This window comes from Bacteroides faecis (assembly GCF_020091505.1).
In the GTDB taxonomy this organism is placed as follows: Bacteria; Bacteroidota; Bacteroidia; order Bacteroidales; family Bacteroidaceae; genus Bacteroides; species Bacteroides faecis.
Window position 1 is genome coordinate 4,584,185 of sequence record NZ_CP081916.1, and the last position, 19,236, is coordinate 4,603,420.

The following is a 19,236-nucleotide window of genomic DNA, read 5'->3' on the forward strand; positions in this document are numbered from 1 at the left end:
AGTCTGTATTCCATCAGGAAACAGAACCAGAATAAAGGGATTGTTTCTATCCGTTATTTTATATATGCACTATGCCGGCTCCTCACATCTTTCAATATACGCCAACGGCTCACCTTTATTGACCAGTGCCCCCTGCTTGGCACATACCTCGATCACGCGACCGCTAAAGTTTGCCAACACCTTATCATACGTATTCCAAGGAGTAGCGATATAACAAAATACATCATCCGGCTCATATTTATGTCCCACTTCGGGTGGCATGGAAGGCGATTCCACGTCAATCTCCCAAATGATCCGGCCTTTTTCCATAGCAGTCACCGGTTCGGCTTTCGCACGCTTCATCCGTTTCACTTCTTCTTCCGAGAATCCCTGTTTGGCCAAAGCAGCATCTTTGGCACGCTGCAAGTCGTCCTCGAAACGCTTCTTGGCAACACCCGATTTGTAATCCCTGTATTGACGGTCGTGCATTGCCAGCTCAAAGAGTTCTTCATCATCCTTTCCAAAGTCCCAACCGTTTTCTGTCATTTCTTTGCGATACTCATCCAGCTGGTCCGGATAATTCTTCTGTGGGTCTTCGTCCGTAAATTCATATCCTTTTTCATTTGCCAATGCGATAATTTCGGGAGCAAGCGTACCGGGCAAACGCCCGCTTTTACCCAGAATCATATCCCAGGTATGATTGTCGATCATCGTCCAACGCTCCTCTCCTTTGATAAGAGACATCACATTCATCAATGCCACATTCTTCACATATTGGCTGAACGGAGTTACCAGTGGAGGATAACCAAGTTTTGGCCACACATACTCTACTTCGTCAAACAGCATCACGAGCAAATCGTCAATGCTCAGTTCCGGTTCGTTCTTACCCCTCAATATCATATTAATGCCGGAATGTACTCCTTTCAGATCGGCCATCATAGAGCCCATCATACCTCCGGGAAGTCCGCATTTCAAGAGCAAAGAAGACATATGCTTGTTGGTAGGGTCCATAAAATAGCCCAGAAAATCGTCGATAAACTCCTGCGTCATGGCACGGGCTTTCATATAAGCCTTCATATTAATCTCCGGCACCTGAAATCCTGCATCTTTCAGCATAGCTTGCACGGAGATAACATCCGGATGAACCTTTCCCCACGAAATAGGTTCCATCGCCACATCGATAATATCCGCGCCATTCTCACAAACTTCCAGAATAGAAGCCATGGAGAGCCCCGGTCCGCTATGTCCGTGATACTGGATGATGATTTCGGGATGCCGTTCTTTGATTGCTTTCGTCAGACGTCCCAGCATTTCGGGACGACCGACACCCGCCATGTCTTTCAGGCAGATTTCCGGTGCTCCGGCTTCTATCAGACGCTCGGCGATAGCGGTATAATATTCTACGGTATGCACGGGTGAGAACGTAATGCACAACGTTGCCTGCGGAATCATCCCTGCTTCGAGGGCATAACGGATGGAAGGAATAATATTCCTGACTTCATTCAGCCCACAAAAGATACGGGTGATGTCCACTCCTTGCGCATGCTTCACTTTATACATCAGCCGGCGTACATCTGCCGGTACGGGATACATTCGGAGGCCATTCAGACCACGGTCGAGCATGTGAGTTTGTATGCCCGCTTCGTGGAAAGGTTTTGTGAAAGCCCGGACGGCTTTGTTCGGGTTCTCTCCATACAGCAGATTGACTTGTTCGAACGCACCTCCGTTGGTTTCTACACGAGAGAAACAACCCATTTCGATAATTAACGGAGCAATTCTTACTAACTGATCGGCACGTGGTTGATACTTGCCGGACGACTGCCACATATCCCGATAAACGAGACTAAATTTGATTTCCTTTTTCATTGCCGTAAATAGATGAGATTTATATTACTTAGGTTAACTAGTTGATACAAATATAGAAAGTTCTCTGACATAATAACAAACATTCAGCGAATAAGTTGGGCTATAAAGATATGTTTAATATCATATTGTCACAAAAACGAAGGAGCAAGCGAGTTTTTCACTCGTTGCTCCTTACCGGCATTAATTGTCTGGTTGATGTGTTATCCCAATTTATACAAAATCTTTCAATTCTTGTTGCAAACGTTGGCGTGTGAAGAATATGCGGCTCTTCACCGTTCCGAGGGGCAGGTCCAGTTTCTCTGCGATTTCACGGTATTTAAAACCGGATACGTGCATCGAGAATGGTACTTTATATTCCTTCGGCAGCGCGTTGACGATGCGGTGCATCTCTTTCAAGTCATAAGCGCCTTCCGTACTTTCAAATCCTGAGTCTTGAGGGAGATTCAAGTGATACAGATTGTCGGTCTGATCTACGAATGTCTGGTCACGTACTATTTTACGGTAGTTATTAATAAAGATGTTACGCATGATCGTATACATCCATCCTTTGAAATTTGTATCGGGAACATATTTTTCCTCGTTATCCAAGGCCTTTAATGATGTTTCTTGCAATAAATCATTTGCTTCTTCACGATTGGCAGTTAATTTATAAGCAAAACGAAGCAACTCTTCCTGAACTCCAATTAAATCTTTTCTGAAACTTAAACTTTTCATACTTTAAGGGTTTTACGGTTAATATTTCGTTTCTTTCTTGACATTTGCAAGTTTAAAGGTATTTTATGACTCAAACAGGGGGAAATTCGTCATTTCTTAGGGGGTGAAACTGTCAAATGATAGTTTTCAGGTGCTTTTTGATAGTTTTTAGGTGGTTTAGAACTATTTTTATTCTCTTCTACTTGCTTGGCAATGCAAAATAACTTACTTTTGGCTAGTATTATTAACTAAAAGATAAAGACATGGCTATACTTATTATCGTAGGAATTATCGTATTATTAGGAATCATATTTGCTTCCATGTACAACTCATTGGTGAGACTGAGAAACAACCGTGAAAATGCGTTTGCAGACATCGACGTGCAACTGAAACAACGTCACGATCTTATCCCGCAGTTAGTGGAGACTGTGAAAGGATATGCCTCACACGAAAAAGAAACGCTCGACCGGGTGATTCAGGCACGTAACGGTGCAGTCAGCGCTAAAACGATCGACGAAAAAATAGCAGCCGAGAATCAGTTATCTTCCGCTTTATCGGGATTGAAAATCACTCTGGAGGCTTATCCCGACCTGAAAGCTAACCAGAATTTCCTGCAATTGCAGGAAGAAGTATCCGATGTGGAGAATAAATTAGCCGCTGTACGCCGTTACTTTAACTCGGCAACGAAGGAATATAATAACGCCGTTCAGACATTCCCGTCCAATATCGTAGCAGGTATGGCAGGATTCCGCAGAGAAATTATGTTCGATCTAGGTACCAACGAACGTGCCAACCTGGAACAAGCGCCGAAGATCAGTTTCTAAAAAACGAAGCAAACATGCAGTACGTCGGAATTCAAACACAGCAGAGCCGGAACAACCGCCGCTCTGTCTTTCTGTTATTTCTATTTCCTTGCCTGGTAGCAGCACTGCTTTATCTGGCATGCTACTTGCTGGTTGCCCTAGGACATGACGAGAGCATGGAGACAGGGATGCTGGAAATGATCAATCCTTTATTTATCAATGCCCTCCCCTACACAATGGGCATCGTACTGATCTGGTTCCTGATTGCTTTCTGGATGAATACAAGCATTATCAAAGCTGCCACAGGTGCAAAGCCGCTCGACCGCAGGGAGAACAAACGTGTCTACAATCTGGTAGAGAACCTCTGCATGGCGAACGGAATGAAGGCTCCTAAAATCAACATCATTGACGACAATTCGCTGAACGCTTTTGCCAGTGGCATCAACGACCGTACTTATACCGTCACCCTCTCAAGGGGGATTATTCAGAAGTTGAACGATGAAGAACTCGAAGCGGTCATCGCCCATGAACTGACTCATATCCGCAACCGGGACGTACGCCTGTTAATTGTCTCCATTGTATTTGTCGGAATCTTCTCGATGCTGGCACAAATCACCTTCTATACTATCACGCACACGCGCATACGCAGCAATGGGAAAAATGGCGGAGGTGTCATCCTCATTATGCTGATTGCTTTAGTAATCGCTGCTGTCGGCTTCTTCTTTGCCAGCCTGATGCGTTTCGCCATTTCACGGAAACGTGAATATATGGCAGATGCCGGGTCGGCTGAAATGACAAAGAACCCGTTGGCACTGGCCAGTGCCCTGCGTAAGATTTCAGATGATCCGAATATAGAAGCTGTAAAACGCGGAGATGTGGCGCAGTTATTCATTCAGAATCCCGGCAAGCAGTCAGAAAGTGCTCTCAGCGGCTTTAGCGGTCTCTTTGCCACACATCCCCCTATCGAGAAACGAATCTCCATTCTGGAACAGTTCTAGGGATTTCTGTTTAATTTTCATTAAAGAAAGCAGGGAGACTCCTTATTTTTAGTATATTTGAGTGTTATACATATATACACTAAACTATAACTGATATGAAAACAAAAAAACAAATCCTTATGCTACTGCTGGCTATGCTGGCAGGAATCCCAACTCTTTCCGCACAAACCAAGAAAGAGAAGAAGGAACAAAAGAAAGAAGCTGTCAGACAGCTGATCGTATCAGAAAACTACAAGATAGACGTCAACACAGCTATGCCCATGCGTGGACGTAATATCACTTTGAGTTCTCCATACTCGCTGGAAATCAGAAATGATTCGGTATTCTCTTACCTGCCCTACTACGGACGTGCTTATAGCGTTCCTTATGGCGGAGGAAGCGGGCTGATCTTCAATGCCCCCCTCAAAGAATATACAATGGATTTGGATAAGAAGGGAAATGCAGTTATCAAGTTCTCCGCCCGAAGTCCGGAAGATTTCTTTGAGTTCAGTGCCAAAGTATTCTCGAACGGTACTGCCAGCATTGACGTCATCATGCAGAATCGCCAGTCCATCAGTTATCGGGGAGAACTGGATACAGAGAACAAGAAGTAAAATCCTTAAGAATCACTGTCAGTCTCTTCGCTACCTTTTAATATAGGAAGGCAAATGTGGTATTTCACAGCAAGGATACGCGTGATGAACACCGCTGATCCGCCAACGAGCTGACAGATATAAGATTCCATACCTGCGGCATCGCACAGCCAGTAAGCGATGCCGCCTACTACACATGCCATCGCATAAATCTCTTTTCGAAAAATCAGAGGTATCTCATTAATGAAGACATCACGGATCACACCTCCCGCCGCACCGGTGATACTACCCATAATGATAGCCACCCAGAAGGGATAGCCCAAAGCGATACTTTTGCCCACACCGACTACCGTAAACAGTGCGAGTCCGATGGTATCGAATATAAAAAAGGTATTATTCAAACGAATCAGCCAGCGGCCAAAGCAGATTACCCAGATTAAGGCAAGTCCTGTACAGATTAAATAGATAGGGTTCGTCATCCATCCGGGAGTCACATCCAGCAGTACATCACGGATAGTACCGCCACCGATAGCGGTAGCAAGACCTACAACATAAGCTCCGAACCAGTCGAAACGCTTTGCCGAAGCTAGCCGGATACCACTAATAGCAAAGGCAAATGTGCCTATAAAATCAAGAATCTGAACGAATGTGGGCATATATTTGTTATTTTGTATGCAAAGTAACGAATAAATTCCGTAAGAAAATGTACTTTTGCTACACGAATTAGATAGAAACAATATGAAAATAACAATTGTTGCCGGGGCACGCCCCAATTTCATGAAAATAGCCCCTATCACGCGCGCTATCGAAGCCGCAAGAGGGCTGGGTAAAAGCATTTCCTACCGTTTGGTATATACAGGCAGACGGGACGATACAAGTCTGGATGCTTCCCTGTTTTCGGATCTCGACATGAAAGCTCCCGACGTTTACCTCGGAGTGGAGAGCAGTAACCCCACCAGTCTGGCAGCCGGAATCATGATCGCTTTCGAGCAGGAACTGACGGAGAATCCGGCACATGTCGTTCTGGTAGTGGACGACCTGACAGCAACCATGAGTTGTGCCATCGTAGCCAAGAAACAAGGAATCAAAGTAGCTCATCTGGTAGCCGGTACACGTTCGTTTGACATGAAGATGCCGAAGGAAGTGAACCGTATGATTACCGACGGAATATCCGACTATCTGTTTACCGCCGGCATGGTAGCCAACCGAAACCTGAATCAGACGGGTACGGAAAGCGAAAACGTTTATTACGTCGGCAACATTTTGGTAGACACTGTCCGCTTCAACCGGAACCGACTGCTTAAGCCGGTATGGTTCTCTGTTCTGGGACTTCAGGAAGGCAATTACCTCCTGCTCACCCTCAACCGACGCGTACTACTCAACAACAAAGAGAATCTGCGACAATTGATGGAAACTATGATCGAAAAAGCGGACGGTATGCCTATCGTGGCTCCCATGCACACCTATGTGCGCAATGCGGTCAAAGACCTCGGCATAGAAGCCCCGAATCTCCACATCATGCCTCCGCAGAATTATCTTTTCTTCGGATACCTGATCAACAAAGCCAAAGGAATCATTACGGACTCCGGCAATGTAGCCGAAGAAGCTACGTTCCTCGGCATCCCTTGCATTACGCTCAATACGTATGCCGAACATCCGGAAACGTGGCGCGTAGGAACGAATGAACTGGTCGGTGAAGATCCGTCCGCACTCGCTCGGGCTATGGATACGCTGATGAAAGGCGAATGGAAAAAAGGCGAACTTCCCGAACGTTGGGATGGTCGAACAGCCGAACGAATCGTACAGATTTTAACAAATAAATAACGAAGGCAATGAGTCCGGTTCATTTGTTATTGAACCGGACTCAACTGCTGATTCGCATTCATACTTAATACCTAATACTACCGGAAAGCGAATGAAAAACGGGAGGAAATTCGGTAAAAAACAATGGGGGAAATATTACTTGATTTGAAAAACTAAAAGCTCTGAAACCCCCATGGATAGGGCGCAAAAACCCAATCAAAACCAGTAGAGAAGAGAAGAGTAGAGAAGAGTATATAATTCTATTCTAAAGAAATAGAATTATTAAGAAAGAAAAGAAAGAATTTCGCCGCCGCCAATTTACTTTTTAAACAGACCAATCTGAAAAAACCGGTTGCTTTCAGATTATTTCTTTCCGTACAGAAATGAACTAAATTATAAATTGAGGATTAGGCACGGATTACACGGATTAACACGGTTGTTTCACGTAATCATAGCACTAAAACCGTGAAATCCGTGTAATCCGTGCCTAAATATATTCTTTTCTGATTCGTATGGAGCTCAAACAGTTTTTGGAGACTGCCCCTTTTAAACAGATATGAACGAATCTCCCATGCAAGGATGAATCAAACTTCTATTAAAGTATTCTACATACAAGTTATGATGGCTCCACATACGGACCGAATTCTGTAAGCTCGGAGATGAAGGCTACTCACCACCGAGATGAAGGCTACTCACCACCGAGGTGAAGGCTACTCACCACCGAGGTGAAAGTAGCTCACCACCGAGGTGAAAATTACTCACCACCGAGATGAGGATGACGCAGAAATGAACAAAAATCAACGGCTGATTCGCTTAAATAACAAAAAACGATGGGTAAAAAAAGTTATATACTCTATTTTACTCAGAGTTATTTGTTAACTTTGCAGCCCTACTACGAACGTTATGATACAACGATATAATAAAATAATAATACTGCTCTTAGTCGTATTTGCAGTTTCAAATGCTTTTGCGCAGCAAATAAAGGGGGTTGTAACTGATTCAGTCACTCATGAACCACTAATGTATATCTCTGTCTACTATCAAGACAAGAGAGATATGGGTACTGTCACCAATATTGACGGAGAATATAAGCTCGACGCACGAAGAAACGGTGGAACGCTTATTTTCTCTTCCATCGGATATGTCAGCAAAACTGTCAAAGTAGGCTCCGGAAATCAGACCGTCAATGTCAAGCTCTCTCCGGACGATGTAATGCTCACTGAAGTAGTCGTAAAACCCCAGAAAGAAAAATATTCCCGAAAGAATAATCCGGCAGTTGAATTCATGAAGAAGGTAATCGAACACAAAAAAGCACAGGTGCTCGAAGTGAACGATTACTACCAGTACGACAAGTACGAGAAAATGAAGATGTCCATCAACGACCTGACACCGGAGAAACTGGAAAGAGGTATCTACAAGAAATACTCATTCCTCAAAGATCAGGTAGAAGTATCGGAGACTACCAACAAACTGATTCTCCCGATCTCCGTGCAGGAGACGGCATCACAGACCATCTTCCGGAAAGACCCTGAAAGCAAAAAGACCATCATCAAAGGAAAGAACTCCAACGGTATCGAAGAGTTTTTCTCTACGGGAGACATGCTGGGGACTGTGCTGAAGGACGTTTTTGCAGATATCAACATCTACGACGATGACATCCGGCTGCTCCAACAGCGTTTCGTAAGTCCTATCGGCAACAATGCCATTTCCTTTTATAAGTACTATCTGATGGATACGCTGATGGTAGACAAGCGCGAATGCGTACATCTGACTTTCGTACCGCAGAACTCACAGGATTTCGGATTTACAGGACATCTTTATGTGCTGAAAGATTCGACCTATGCTGTTCAGAAGTGTACGATGAACCTGCCTAAAAAGAGTGGCGTCAACTTCGTCAACCGCATGGACATCGTGCAACAGTACGAGCAACTTCCTAACGGAAACTGGGTATTGGCAGATGACGACATGACAGTAGACCTTTCATGGAGCTCCAACAAAACAGCGGGAGGACTACAGGTAGAACGAACGACTAAATACAGCAATTATAAGTTTGACCCGATAGAGCAGCGGCTGTTCCGCCTGAAAGGCCCTGTGATCAAAGAAGCCGATATGCTTTCGAAGAGTGACGAATATTGGGCGAGTGTGCGCCAAGTACCGTTGACCAAGAAGGAAAGCAATATGGATGTATTCGTCAATCGTCTGGAACAAATCCCGGGATTCAAATATATCATCTTTGGTGCGAAAGCACTGATCGAGAACTTCGTGGAAACCGGTAGTAAAGACCATAAGAGTAAAGTGGATATCGGTCCTATCAACACGATGATTTCGAGCAACTACATCGACGGAACCCGCTTCCGCCTGAGTGGTATGACTACTGCCCACTTTGACAAACACTGGTTCCTGAGCGGATACGGAGCCTACGGTCTGAAAGATGAGAAGTGGAAATATAGCGGAACGCTGACTTACTCTTTCAACAAACGGGATTATGTGGTGTGGGAATTCCCCAAACATTTCATATCTGCTACATACAGTTATGACGTAATGTCTCCGATGGACAAGTTCCTGTTTACGGACAAAGACAACATCTTCCTTTCGATAAAAACAACGACAGTAGACCAGATGTCATATATGCGCGATGCCACCATCAACTACGAACTCGAAACGCTTACGGGATTCGGAGTAAAAGCTATGCTCCGTCATCGAAACGACGAGCCTGCCGGCAAACTGGAATACCTGCGGAATGACGCTGCACAAACCCGTGTGCATGATGTGACGACTTCCGAAGCAAGTGTGACGCTGCGTTATGCTCCGGGAGAGTCTTTTGTCAACTCCAAGCAGCGCCGTGTTCCGGTATCGCTGGACGCTCCTATCTTTACACTGACTCATGCCATGGGCTTCAAAGGCGTACTGGGTGGAGAATACAACTTCAACCGCACGGAAGCAAGCATCTGGAAACGCTTCTGGCTTCCCGCTTCGTGGGGAAAGATAGACTGCAGCGTAAAAGCAGGTGCAGAATGGAATGTCGTCCCTTTCCCGTTATTGATTCTGCCGGAAGCCAACTTGTCATATATCACTCAACGTGAAACATTCTCCCTGATCAACAATATGGAGTTCCTGAACGACCGTTATGCATCCATGTCCCTTTCTTATGACATGAACGGAAAATTGTTCAACCGCATTCCGCTGATCAAGAATCTGAAATGGAGAGAGATGTTCCGTGTCCGCGCCTTGTGGGGAACATTGACCGACAAGAACAATCCATTCAAGAGCAGCAATCCCGATCTCTTCCGCTTCCCGACACGCGACGGCAAGTTCACCAGTTTCGTGATGGACCCCAAAGTGCCGTATATCGAGGGAAGCATAGGTATCTACAACATTTTCAAGCTGCTGCACGTTGAATATGTACATCGTTTCACCTACCGTGACAACCCGGGTATCAATAAGAACGGTATTCGTTTCATGGTATTAATGGTATTCTAAAACTATGCAACCTCTAGCAGAACGGTTACGACCAAAGACATTGGATGATTATATCGGTCAGAAACATTTAGTTGGACCGGGGGCTATCCTGCGCAAGATGATTGATGCGGGACGCATTTCTTCGTTTATCCTCTGGGGACCTCCGGGGGTAGGAAAAACCACGTTGGCTCAGATTATCGCCAATAAGCTGGAAACTCCGTTTTATACGCTGAGTGCCGTGACTTCAGGAGTCAAGGACGTACGTGAAGTGATAGAACGTGCCAAGAGCAACCGCTTCTTCTCGCAATCCAGCCCGATTTTGTTTATTGATGAAATCCATCGGTTCAGCAAGTCTCAACAGGATTCTTTGCTGGGAGCAGTGGAAAATGGCACTGTGACGCTGATCGGCGCAACGACCGAGAACCCGTCATTCGAAGTAATCCGCCCTCTCCTCTCCCGTTGCCAGCTTTATGTGCTCAAGTCTTTGGAAAAGGAAGACTTACTGGAGCTTCTGCAACGCGCCATCGCTACCGATACGGTACTGAAAGAGCGGAAGATCGAACTCAAAGAAACGACAGCAATGCTGCGCTTCTCCGGTGGAGACGCCCGCAAATTGCTCAATATACTCGAACTTGTAGTAGAATCGGACACGGAAGAAACGGTAGTCATCACTGACGACATGGTAACCGAACGTCTGCAACAGAATCCGCTGGCTTATGATAAGGATGGAGAAATGCACTACGACATCATTTCTGCTTTTATCAAGTCCATTCGCGGCAGTGATCCCGATGGCGCTATTTACTGGCTCGCCCGTATGGTAGAAGGTGGTGAAGATCCTGCTTTCATTGCACGAAGACTCGTAATCTCTGCTGCCGAAGATATAGGACTGGCCAATCCGAATGCCCTGCTACTGGCTAATGCCTGTTTTGAGACTCTAATGAAAATCGGTTGGCCCGAAGGACGTATCCCTTTGGCAGAAACAACCATTTATCTGGCAACAAGTCCTAAAAGCAACTCGGCATACAGTGCCATCAACGATGCATTAGAGCTAGTGCGTTCTACCGGAAACTTACCCGTTCCCCTGCATTTGCGTAATGCTCCCACCAAACTGATGAAGCAACTGGGATACGGACAAGAATATAAGTACGCCCACAGCTATGAAGGTAATTTTGTGAAACAGCAATTCTTACCGGACGAACTGAAAGAAAAACGAATCTGGCAACCACAGAATAATGCTGCGGAACAAAAGCATGCAGAACGGATGCAGCAGCTATGGGGAGAAAGATTCAAAAAATAAGCCATAAATTAGCTGTTACACCACATGAATGAACTATTAATTTATGAGAGGATATGCTAATAGCTAATGCAAATAAGACAATAAGCAACTTATAATAACTAGTTAAATTGAAATGAAAATAGTAGTTTTAGACGGCTTTGCCGCCAATCCCGGTGATTTATCATGGGAAGGTTTGAAAGCTCTCGGAGAATGTACCATTTATGATCGTACTGCTCCCGAAGAAGTATTGGAACGCGCAGCCGGAGCTGAAGTGATTCTGACGAATAAAGTAATCATCAACGCCGATCACATGGCTGCTCTGCCCGAGCTGAAATATATCGGTGTACTCGCTACGGGATATAACGTAGTGGATACGGCAGCAGCAAAAGAGCGTGGCATCATTGTCACCAACATCCCCGCATACAGCACAGCTTCTGTTGCACAAATGGTATTTGCGCATATTCTCAATATCTGCCAGCAAGTACAGCACCACTCGGAAGAAGTGCATAAAGGCCGCTGGGCAAACAACAAGGATTTCTGCTTCTGGGATACTCCGCTGATAGAGCTGAGAGACAAAAAAATCGGTCTCGTCGGATTGGGAAATACAGGATATACGACTGCTCGCGTTGCCATCGGCTTCGGCATGCAGGTATATGCTTTGACTTCAAAGTCTCACTTCCAGTTGCCGCCGGAAATCAAGAAAATGGATTTGGATCAGTTGTTCAGCGAGTGTGATATCATTAGCCTGCACTGCCCGCTCACTCCGGAAACTCATGAATTGGTGAATGCACGCCGCCTTGCTCTAATGAAGCCGAATGCTATCTTGATCAATACAGGTCGTGGCCCATTGGTTAACGAACAAGACCTTGCAGATGCACTGAACAGTGGCAAGATTTATGCTGCCGGAGTAGATGTACTTTCTTCGGAACCTCCTCGTGCCGACAATCCGTTGCTGACTGCAAAGAACTGCTACATTACTCCGCATATCGCGTGGGCAAGCACAGAAGCTCGTGAACGTCTGATGAATATTGCCATTAGCAATCTACAGGCTTATATCTCCGGAACACCGGAAAATGTAGTGAATAAGTAAAAGACTATATATTTGAATAATACGGAAAAGGCTGTTTCTTTTTTATTTTGAAACAGCCTTTATACTCTAACCCATCTTACCATTCCTTAAAAAGAAATTAAATCTTATACTAATAAACCTCACGAATATGTTCGAATTAAAGTTTAACCTGAAAGGCACAATTAATAGAAAAGAGTTTCTGCTATCCATGATTCTGTCAATTATAAATTTCATTGTATGTCTGGCAATATCCATGATCGATCTATTTATACACTTTGGAGGCGATTACAAACCGGGAACCACACCTTCATTAAGTTTTTGGGGAGGAATCATTCTGTTTATAACTACAGTTATGATTCTCATAACATTATGGTATTTTCTTGCACAATGTATGAAAAGATTGCGTGATATTTCGTTATCCGGTCTGTGGCTATTGGTATTAGTCGTTCCAATAGCGAATATCTTCCTGTTAGTATATTTATTATTTGCCAAGAGTACTGACAATACCCCAAAAGACATCTCTGCTTGAAACACGATAGATGAGTTACATAAAAAAAAGCTATTACAGAGGATGTTATAATTAAAAGAACTCCCCTCATGTAAGTCAACTCCATATCATAGAAATTGCCTTATATAAGGGGAATTTCCGGTAAATCCCAATAAAATATTCAATCGGTTATTCCATTTAGGAAAAGTTATATTCAATAAGAATGTCCTCCTTCATCCATCTCCTTCTCCGTAATCTTATGACGGTCGATACTACGCCATGCATAGAATATGTAAGCTATCACGAACGGAACAAGAATAGAGACATAAGCCATGGTCTTCAGCGTAAATTCACTCGAACAGCTGTTAGCCAATGTCAGCGAACTTTGCAAGTCCGTATATGAAGGATAATAAGCAGTGTTATTATATCCGGCTACGAGTAACAAAGCCAAGACTGTCAGCACCGTACCTATCCCTGCAAACCAAATTCCTTTGTCGAAAGTCTTTTTCAGAACCGTCTTACCGATTCCCAAAAGTACCAATACTACACCTGTCAGGAAGATGATCAGAACTACCGGCATTTCTATAAAGTTGATAAAGTATTTATAAGGCTGCATATAAACCTCCAGCGTATCCGGATTGACAGCAAAACCGTCAGAAACCAATGTACGGATTACAAATGCCAAAAAGAATACAAGGAAGAAAATAGTATTATTCAATACTGCACGACGGCATTTATCGGTCAGTTCCTTATCCGCTATACTATTAATGAAATAGAGCGAACCCAACACACGTGCCAAAAAGAATACAGCCAGTCCGAGAATAACATTCCAGATATTAGTCAACGCGTCCAGTCCGTGCCATCCATTTCCCCAATGACTGATAACCGGCATAATCGTATCCGTCATATTCGCCTTATTGATATAGAAATCAGAACCGGTGAAGAAAGTAGCGACTGCTCCACCCAGCAACAGAGGTCCCACTACCCCATTAATTACCAAGAAAGTCTGATAGGTCTTTTTACCCAGCAAATTCCCTGCCTTGCTCTGGAACTCGTAACTCACAGCCTGCAACACAAAACTGAAAAGAATAATCATCCAAAGCCAGTAAGCCCCACCGAAACTGGTACTGTAAAACAACGGGAACGAAGCAAAGAAAGCACCTCCAAACGTTACCAGCGTAGTAAACGTAAATTCCCACTTACGCCCGGTAGAGTTCACCATCATCTTACGATGTTCCTCCGTCTTACCCAAACAGAACAACAAAGAATTTCCTCCCTGCACAAATAATAAAAACACAAGTATGGCCCCCAGCAAGGAAACGACCAGCCACCAATATTGTTGTAGAAATATATACATAATATGTAAGTATTAAGTTTTAAGTATTAAGTATTAGCTCAAGTAATAAGCAATATATAGTATCAAGTAATAAGTAATAGATAATAAGTAACAACGTCAACCACGATGACAAATCAGCCAGCAGCTACGATTAATACTTATTACTTAATACCTGTTACCTATTACTTATCTCTTCTTCCGGTCCTTTCTTAATTGCCTTCACCATAATCCCGATTTCCGCAATCAACATCACGGTAAACAAGATCAGGAAGATAAAGAAAGTAGCCTGAACGGAGCCTACATCCAATTTAGAGATAGCCGCCGTCGTAGGAAGCATATCACGGATAGCCCAAGGCTGGCGACCGCATTCGGCAACCACCCAACCTGCCTGTCCGGCGATGTAAGCCAAAGGAATAGTCAGCAAAGCAATCCAATGCATCCAGCGCATCTTACTCAGATCTTTCTTATATACAAAGAAAAGCACAACGATAAAGAATAAGATAAAATATCCGCCCAAGATCACCATTACACGGAAAGCGTAAAAGTTCAGAGGGACATTCGGAACCAACTGATTCACATCTTTAATATATCCGTATCCGAAGTATGGCATATTTTCCTGCAACACTTTATAGGCAACCGCGGCATCTTCTTCGTGTCCTGCACTCTTTGCCGCACGATAAGCTGCCAATGCACCGATAGCGGTCTTGCCCCGCTCTATTTTTTCGGCTGCCGACAGGGCAGTCGTGCCGTCTTTCAGCTGATAGCCACCTTCGATAATATTCGTAATTCCCGGAACGTAACCATCCACATCCCGTTCGGCAAGGAACGAAAGCATGCCGGGTATCTCAATCCGGAACAGGAAAGGGTCTTTACCATCATTGTAAGTCTCTTTTTCGGGATTCAGCATTCCGATTCCCACCAGACCTACCTTGGTACCTCCTTCATAAAGTCCTTCTACAGCCGCCAGTTTCATCGGTTGTGTCTGTGCAATCTGATAGCCGGAACCATCGCCCGTCCACACTGCCAGCAACGAAGCGACCAGTCCGAAAATAGCACCGATCTTTATACTGGTAAGTGCAAACTCACGGTTACGTTTCTTCAACAGGAACCAACAGCTGATACCTACAACAAACACACCGCCAAGCACCCATCCGGACAACACCGTATGGAAAAACTTATTGACCGCCACAGGCGAAGTTGCCACCGCCCAGAAATCTACCATTTCATTACGCACCGTATCAGGATTGAACTCCATGCCTACCGGATGTTGCATCCATGCATTCGCAACGAGAATCCACCAAGCGGAAATGGTAGCTCCCAAGCCTGTCAGCCAAGTAGAAGCAAGGTGAAAGCGTTTGCTTACCTTATCCCATCCGAAGAACATGACCGCAATAAACGTAGCTTCCATAAAGAACGCCAGAATACCTTCGATAGCAAGCGGCGCACCGAAAATATCCCCCACAAACCAAGAATAATTACTCCAGTTCGTACCAAACTCAAACTCCAGAATCAGCCCCGTTGCCACACCGATGGCGAAGTTAATACCGAAAAGTTTCATCCAAAACTTGGCAGTCCGCTTCCAGAATTCATTGCCTGTTTTATAATACAGCGTCTCCATTATTCCCATCACCACAGCCAGTCCGAGGGTGAGCGGAACGAAAATCCAGTGGTACATGGCTGTCATCGCAAATTGGGCTCTCGACCAATCGATCAGCGAGGTGTCAATACTTTCAATCATAATCTTATGTAGTTTAAGAGTTAAAAATCAGTAGTTTTCTCCGGAAGGGCACGCTGTATCAGCTCATTTCCCACATACGTTCCCTTGTCGGCATCCGTGGGATGGTCACCGAGAAAGTCGGGAAAGAAGAAAATTTTGAGAATGAAGAACATAATGAATAATTTCACTAAGATAATAAGCCACAAGGTACGACCTAATGTCATACTACGGAAACCTTCCAGATAAAAGTTCCAGATCGTAAGTAGTGTATTCTTCATAAGCGGACTCTATAATTTGTAATGAGTACAAATATACAATTTTTATAATTAAAACAAACAAGTAAGGCAAAATGTTGCGCGATTTGTATGTTTTTTCTCAGAAAACCTGCCTATCGACAGAAAAAAAACATTTAACGGCGAAAAAGCGCCATCTGTCTATCACTTTTGCAGCTAATATAAGATGTACGTACCTTCGTTCCAGTAAATCAATAGAAATATATGAATATGATAAATGTAAGAAGATTGACAGTGATAGCATTTCTTGGAGCGGGGTTGCTGCCCGGTATATCCGCCCAAGAATCTTCTGTGCAGGACAATGTCCGGAGTGAGGTGAATCTCCCCGCTCAATGGGATTTACAGTCGTGCATCGACTATGCGTTGCAACAGAACATTACGATCCGTAAAAACCGGGTCAATGCGGAAAGTACACAGATTGACGTGAAGACGGCAAAAGCTGCCTTGTTCCCCAGTCTGTCATTCTCCACAAGCCAGAATATGGTGAACCGTCCGTATCAGGAATCGAGCAAAACAGTCAGCGGCAGTGAAGTGATCGAGACAACCAGCAAGACCAGTTACAATGGCAATTACGGTCTGAATGCTTCGTGGACCATTTACAATGGCAGCAAGCGACTGAACACCATCAAGCAGGAAAGGCTGAACAATCAGGTCGCAAATCTGGATGTAGAAACGTCAGAGAATAGTATTCAGGAATCTATTGCCCAGATTTATATACAGATTCTTTATGCAGCGGAATCTGTCAAGGTCAACGAAAACACGCTGCAAGTTTCCATTGCGCAGCGTGATCGCGGACAGGAACTTCTGAATGCCGGAAGCATTGCTAAAAGTGATTTTGCACAGTTGGAAGCTCAGGTCAGCACCGACCGTTATCAATTAGTAACAGCGCAAGCCACTCTTCAGGACTACAAATTACAACTAAAACAATTGCTCGAACTCGATGGGGAGAATGAAATGAACATCTATCTCCCCGTCCTGTCCGACGAGAATGTACTGTTGCCGTTGCCTGCTAAAAAAGATGTATATATGAGTGCGCTCACTCTTCGTCCCGAGATTGAAGCGAGCAAGATTAATGTGGAAGCATCGGAACTGGGTATCGACATCGCCAAAGCGGGCTACCTTCCCACCATCAGCCTTAGTGCCGGAATCGGGACCAACCATACCAGCGGCAGCGACTTCACCTTCGGAGAACAGGTAAAGAACGGATGGAACAACTCCATCGGTGTCTCCGTCAGCGTTCCTATATTTAACAACCGGCAGACTAAGAGCGCCGTACAGAAAGCTAAATTACAGCGTGAGACGAGCCTGCTGTCGCTACTTGACGAACAGAAAACGCTGTATAAAACGATCGAAGGACTTTGGCTGGATGCAAACAGCGCACAACAGCGTTATGCGGCAGCGAATGAGAAACTGAAAAGTACGCAGATCAGCTACGACCTGATCAGCGAACAGTTCGACTTGGGTATGAAGAACACAGTAGAGCTGTTAACGGAAAAGAACAACCTGCTGCAAGCACAACAGGAGCAGCTCCAAGCTAAATATATGGCGATACTGAATACCCAGTTGCTCAAATTCTATCAGGGGGACAAACTGGCACTATAAGCCTTCTTCCTTATAAAAAGCAGAATATAAATAAGTAAAAACAAAATATAGAATGAAAACGAAAAAGATTATCCTGATCGCTGTGGCAGTTGCCGTAGTAGCAGGCGGAGGAATCTGGTTCTTTACAGGTTCTCCGGCAAAGCACAAGGTGACTTATGCCAGCGCTACTGTCAGTAAAGGCGATATCTCCAATTCGGTGACTGCAACCGGAACAATCGAACCGGTGACAGAAGTAGAAGTCGGTACGCAGGTATCCGGTATCATTGACCAGATTTATGTAGATTATAATTCGGTAGTAACCAAAGGACAGCTGATTGCTGAAATGGACCGTATCACTCTACAGAGTGAACTGGCTTCTCAACAGGCAACTTACGATGGTGCCAAAGCCGAATACGAGTATCAGAAAAAGAACTACGAACGCAGCAAAGGATTGCACGATAAATCGTTGATCAGCGATACTGACTACGAACAGGCTCTCTATAATTATCAGAAAGCCATGAGTGCTTTCGACAGCAGCAAAGCGTCTTTGGCTAAAGCAGAACGGAACCTGTCTTATGCTACTATTACTTCACCGATTGACGGGGTAGTCATCAGCCGTGATGTAGAAGCCGGACAGACGGTAGCTTCCGGATTCGAAACTCCTACCCTCTTTACCATTGCAGCCGACCTGACTCAAATGCAAGTAGTGGCAGACGTGGATGAAGCGGATATAGGCGGTATCGAAGAAGGCCAACGCGCCAGCTTTACTGTCGATGCTTATCCGAACGATGTGTTCAGCGGAGTCGTGACACAGATTCGTCTGGGAGACGCAAGCAGTAGCAGCAGTACAAGTTCAAGCACCAGCACGGTAGTCACTTACGAAGTGGTGATCTCTGCTCCGAATCCGGACTTGAAACTGAAACCGCGTCTGACAGCTAACGTCACAATCTATATTCTCGATAAAAAAGATGTATTGTCTGTTCCCAGCAGAGCATTACGTTTCACTCCCGAAGAACCGTTGATCGGCAAAAACGACATTGTGAAAGACTGCGAAGGTGAGCATAAGGTATGGACACGCGAAGGAACCACCTTCACGGCTCATCCGGTAGAAATCGGAATCAGCAACGGTGTTTCTACAGAAATCATCAGCGGCGTTGCCGAAGGAACCAAAGTTGTAACGGAAGCTACCATAGGCGCCATGCCGGGCGAAAATGCAGAGGCTGAGCAAAATCAGGGAAGCGGAGAAAGAAGTCCGTTCATGCCGGGCCCTCCGGGAAACAATAAAAAGAAAAGCAACAAGTAGC

16 protein-coding genes are annotated in these 19,236 nt (G+C 44.7%); 10 read left to right on the plus strand and 6 right to left on the minus strand.

All coding sequences use genetic code 11. From position 1 onward, the window contains the following. Positions 1 to 69: 69 nt before the first annotated feature. Entirely contained in the window at positions 70 to 1,845 is a 1,776-nt protein-coding gene (locus K6V30_RS17975; protein ID WP_010537796.1) for an oxaloacetate decarboxylase, read from the minus strand. 210 nt (positions 1,846 to 2,055) lie between these two features. Further along, positions 2,056 to 2,559, minus strand: a complete 504-nt coding sequence (locus K6V30_RS17980; RefSeq protein ID WP_008763441.1) for an RNA polymerase sigma factor — start codon at positions 2,557 to 2,559, stop codon at positions 2,056 to 2,058. 242 nt (positions 2,560 to 2,801) lie between these two features. Here K6V30_RS17980 and K6V30_RS17985 point away from each other — a divergent pair, with 242 nt between their 5' ends. The 3 genes from K6V30_RS17985 (at position 2,802) to K6V30_RS17995 (ending at position 4,932) form a co-directional block, all read left to right on the plus strand. Then, entirely contained in the window at positions 2,802 to 3,362 is a 561-nt protein-coding gene (locus K6V30_RS17985; RefSeq protein ID WP_010537795.1) for a LemA family protein, read from the plus strand. A gap of 14 nt (positions 3,363 to 3,376) precedes the next feature. Continuing rightward, entirely contained in the window at positions 3,377 to 4,339 is a 963-nt protein-coding gene (locus tag K6V30_RS17990; RefSeq protein WP_022301536.1) for a M48 family metallopeptidase, read from the plus strand. A 95-nt stretch (positions 4,340 to 4,434) separates the two neighbouring features. Further along, positions 4,435 to 4,932, plus strand: coding sequence for a DUF4251 domain-containing protein (locus tag K6V30_RS17995; protein WP_022301535.1), 498 nt, complete (start codon positions 4,435 to 4,437; stop codon positions 4,930 to 4,932). A 5-nt stretch (positions 4,933 to 4,937) separates the two neighbouring features. Here K6V30_RS17995 and K6V30_RS18000 read toward each other — a convergent pair whose 3' ends face one another. Beyond that, complete coding sequence (locus tag K6V30_RS18000) at positions 4,938 to 5,567, minus strand: trimeric intracellular cation channel family protein (RefSeq protein ID WP_055270049.1); 630 nt, start codon at positions 5,565 to 5,567, stop codon at positions 4,938 to 4,940. 82 nt (positions 5,568 to 5,649) lie between these two features. Between K6V30_RS18000 and wecB the strand changes: the two genes are divergently transcribed. The 5 genes from wecB to K6V30_RS18025 all read left to right on the plus strand — a co-directional run bounded on the left by wecB (position 5,650) and on the right by K6V30_RS18025 (position 13,047). Next, positions 5,650 to 6,735: a non-hydrolyzing UDP-N-acetylglucosamine 2-epimerase gene (gene wecB, locus K6V30_RS18005; protein ID WP_010537791.1), complete on the plus strand. Its 1,086-nt coding sequence runs from the start codon at positions 5,650 to 5,652 to the stop codon at positions 6,733 to 6,735. An 882-nt stretch (positions 6,736 to 7,617) separates the two neighbouring features. Beyond that, complete coding sequence (locus tag K6V30_RS18010) at positions 7,618 to 10,194, plus strand: DUF5686 and carboxypeptidase-like regulatory domain-containing protein (RefSeq protein WP_022301048.1); 2,577 nt, start codon at positions 7,618 to 7,620, stop codon at positions 10,192 to 10,194. A gap of 4 nt (positions 10,195 to 10,198) precedes the next feature. Then, positions 10,199 to 11,470 carry a replication-associated recombination protein A gene (locus K6V30_RS18015; protein WP_022301049.1) on the plus strand — a complete coding sequence of 424 codons (1,272 nt, stop codon included), beginning with the start codon at positions 10,199 to 10,201 and terminating at the stop codon, positions 11,468 to 11,470. Positions 11,471 to 11,582: 112 nt separating this feature from the next. Continuing rightward, entirely contained in the window at positions 11,583 to 12,539 is a 957-nt protein-coding gene (locus tag K6V30_RS18020) for a D-2-hydroxyacid dehydrogenase (RefSeq protein ID WP_010537788.1), read from the plus strand. Positions 12,540 to 12,666: 127 nt separating this feature from the next. Continuing rightward, positions 12,667 to 13,047, plus strand: a complete 381-nt coding sequence (locus K6V30_RS18025) for a DUF805 domain-containing protein (RefSeq protein ID WP_022301050.1) — start codon at positions 12,667 to 12,669, stop codon at positions 13,045 to 13,047. 172 nt (positions 13,048 to 13,219) lie between these two features. On the opposite strand, the gene cydB is transcribed toward K6V30_RS18025, so the two are convergent. The 3 genes from cydB to K6V30_RS18040 all read right to left on the minus strand — a co-directional run bounded on the left by cydB (position 13,220) and on the right by K6V30_RS18040 (position 16,336). Further along, positions 13,220 to 14,362: a cytochrome d ubiquinol oxidase subunit II gene (gene cydB, locus K6V30_RS18030; protein ID WP_022301051.1), complete on the minus strand. Its 1,143-nt coding sequence runs from the start codon at positions 14,360 to 14,362 to the stop codon at positions 13,220 to 13,222. Positions 14,363 to 14,516: 154 nt separating this feature from the next. Then, positions 14,517 to 16,079 carry a cytochrome ubiquinol oxidase subunit I gene (locus K6V30_RS18035; protein ID WP_022301052.1) on the minus strand — a complete coding sequence of 521 codons (1,563 nt, stop codon included), beginning with the start codon at positions 16,077 to 16,079 and terminating at the stop codon, positions 14,517 to 14,519. Between the two features lie 20 nt (positions 16,080 to 16,099). Beyond that, complete coding sequence (locus K6V30_RS18040; RefSeq protein ID WP_010537784.1) at positions 16,100 to 16,336, minus strand: DUF4492 domain-containing protein; 237 nt, start codon at positions 16,334 to 16,336, stop codon at positions 16,100 to 16,102. Between the two features lie 219 nt (positions 16,337 to 16,555). Between K6V30_RS18040 and K6V30_RS18045 the strand changes: the two genes are divergently transcribed. Both K6V30_RS18045 and K6V30_RS18050 read left to right on the plus strand, forming a co-directional pair. Next, entirely contained in the window at positions 16,556 to 17,953 is a 1,398-nt protein-coding gene (locus K6V30_RS18045; RefSeq protein WP_010537783.1) for a TolC family protein, read from the plus strand. Between the two features lie 52 nt (positions 17,954 to 18,005). Next, positions 18,006 to 19,235, plus strand: coding sequence for an efflux RND transporter periplasmic adaptor subunit (locus tag K6V30_RS18050; protein WP_022301053.1), 1,230 nt, complete (start codon positions 18,006 to 18,008; stop codon positions 19,233 to 19,235). Position 19,236 lies beyond the last annotated feature (1 nt).

Bases quoted from the DNA above. Each gene is read 5' to 3' on its own strand.
- K6V30_RS18020 (WP_010537788.1), top strand. From the start codon at position 11,583: ATGAAAATAGTAGTTTTAGACGGCTTTGCCGCCAATCCCGGTGATTTA.
- K6V30_RS18040 (WP_010537784.1), bottom strand. From the start codon at position 16,336: ATGAAGAATACACTACTTACGATCTGGAACTTTTATCTGGAAGGTTTC.
- K6V30_RS18045 (WP_010537783.1), top strand. From the start codon at position 16,556: ATGAATATGATAAATGTAAGAAGATTGACAGTGATAGCATTTCTTGGA.
- K6V30_RS18000 (WP_055270049.1), bottom strand. From the start codon at position 5,567: ATGCCCACATTCGTTCAGATTCTTGATTTTATAGGCACATTTGCCTTT.
- wecB (WP_010537791.1), top strand. From the start codon at position 5,650: ATGAAAATAACAATTGTTGCCGGGGCACGCCCCAATTTCATGAAAATA.
- K6V30_RS18035 (WP_022301052.1), bottom strand. From the start codon at position 16,079: ATGATTGAAAGTATTGACACCTCGCTGATCGATTGGTCGAGAGCCCAA.
- K6V30_RS17975 (WP_010537796.1), bottom strand. From the start codon at position 1,845: ATGAAAAAGGAAATCAAATTTAGTCTCGTTTATCGGGATATGTGGCAG.
- K6V30_RS17980 (WP_008763441.1), bottom strand. From the start codon at position 2,559: ATGAAAAGTTTAAGTTTCAGAAAAGATTTAATTGGAGTTCAGGAAGAG.
- K6V30_RS18050 (WP_022301053.1), top strand. From the start codon at position 18,006: ATGAAAACGAAAAAGATTATCCTGATCGCTGTGGCAGTTGCCGTAGTA.
- K6V30_RS18025 (WP_022301050.1), top strand. From the start codon at position 12,667: ATGTTCGAATTAAAGTTTAACCTGAAAGGCACAATTAATAGAAAAGAG.
- K6V30_RS18010 (WP_022301048.1), top strand. From the start codon at position 7,618: ATGATACAACGATATAATAAAATAATAATACTGCTCTTAGTCGTATTT.
- K6V30_RS17985 (WP_010537795.1), top strand. From the start codon at position 2,802: ATGGCTATACTTATTATCGTAGGAATTATCGTATTATTAGGAATCATA.
- cydB (WP_022301051.1), bottom strand. From the start codon at position 14,362: ATGTATATATTTCTACAACAATATTGGTGGCTGGTCGTTTCCTTGCTG.
- K6V30_RS17995 (WP_022301535.1), top strand. From the start codon at position 4,435: ATGAAAACAAAAAAACAAATCCTTATGCTACTGCTGGCTATGCTGGCA.
- K6V30_RS17990 (WP_022301536.1), top strand. From the start codon at position 3,377: ATGCAGTACGTCGGAATTCAAACACAGCAGAGCCGGAACAACCGCCGC.
- K6V30_RS18015 (WP_022301049.1), top strand. From the start codon at position 10,199: ATGCAACCTCTAGCAGAACGGTTACGACCAAAGACATTGGATGATTAT.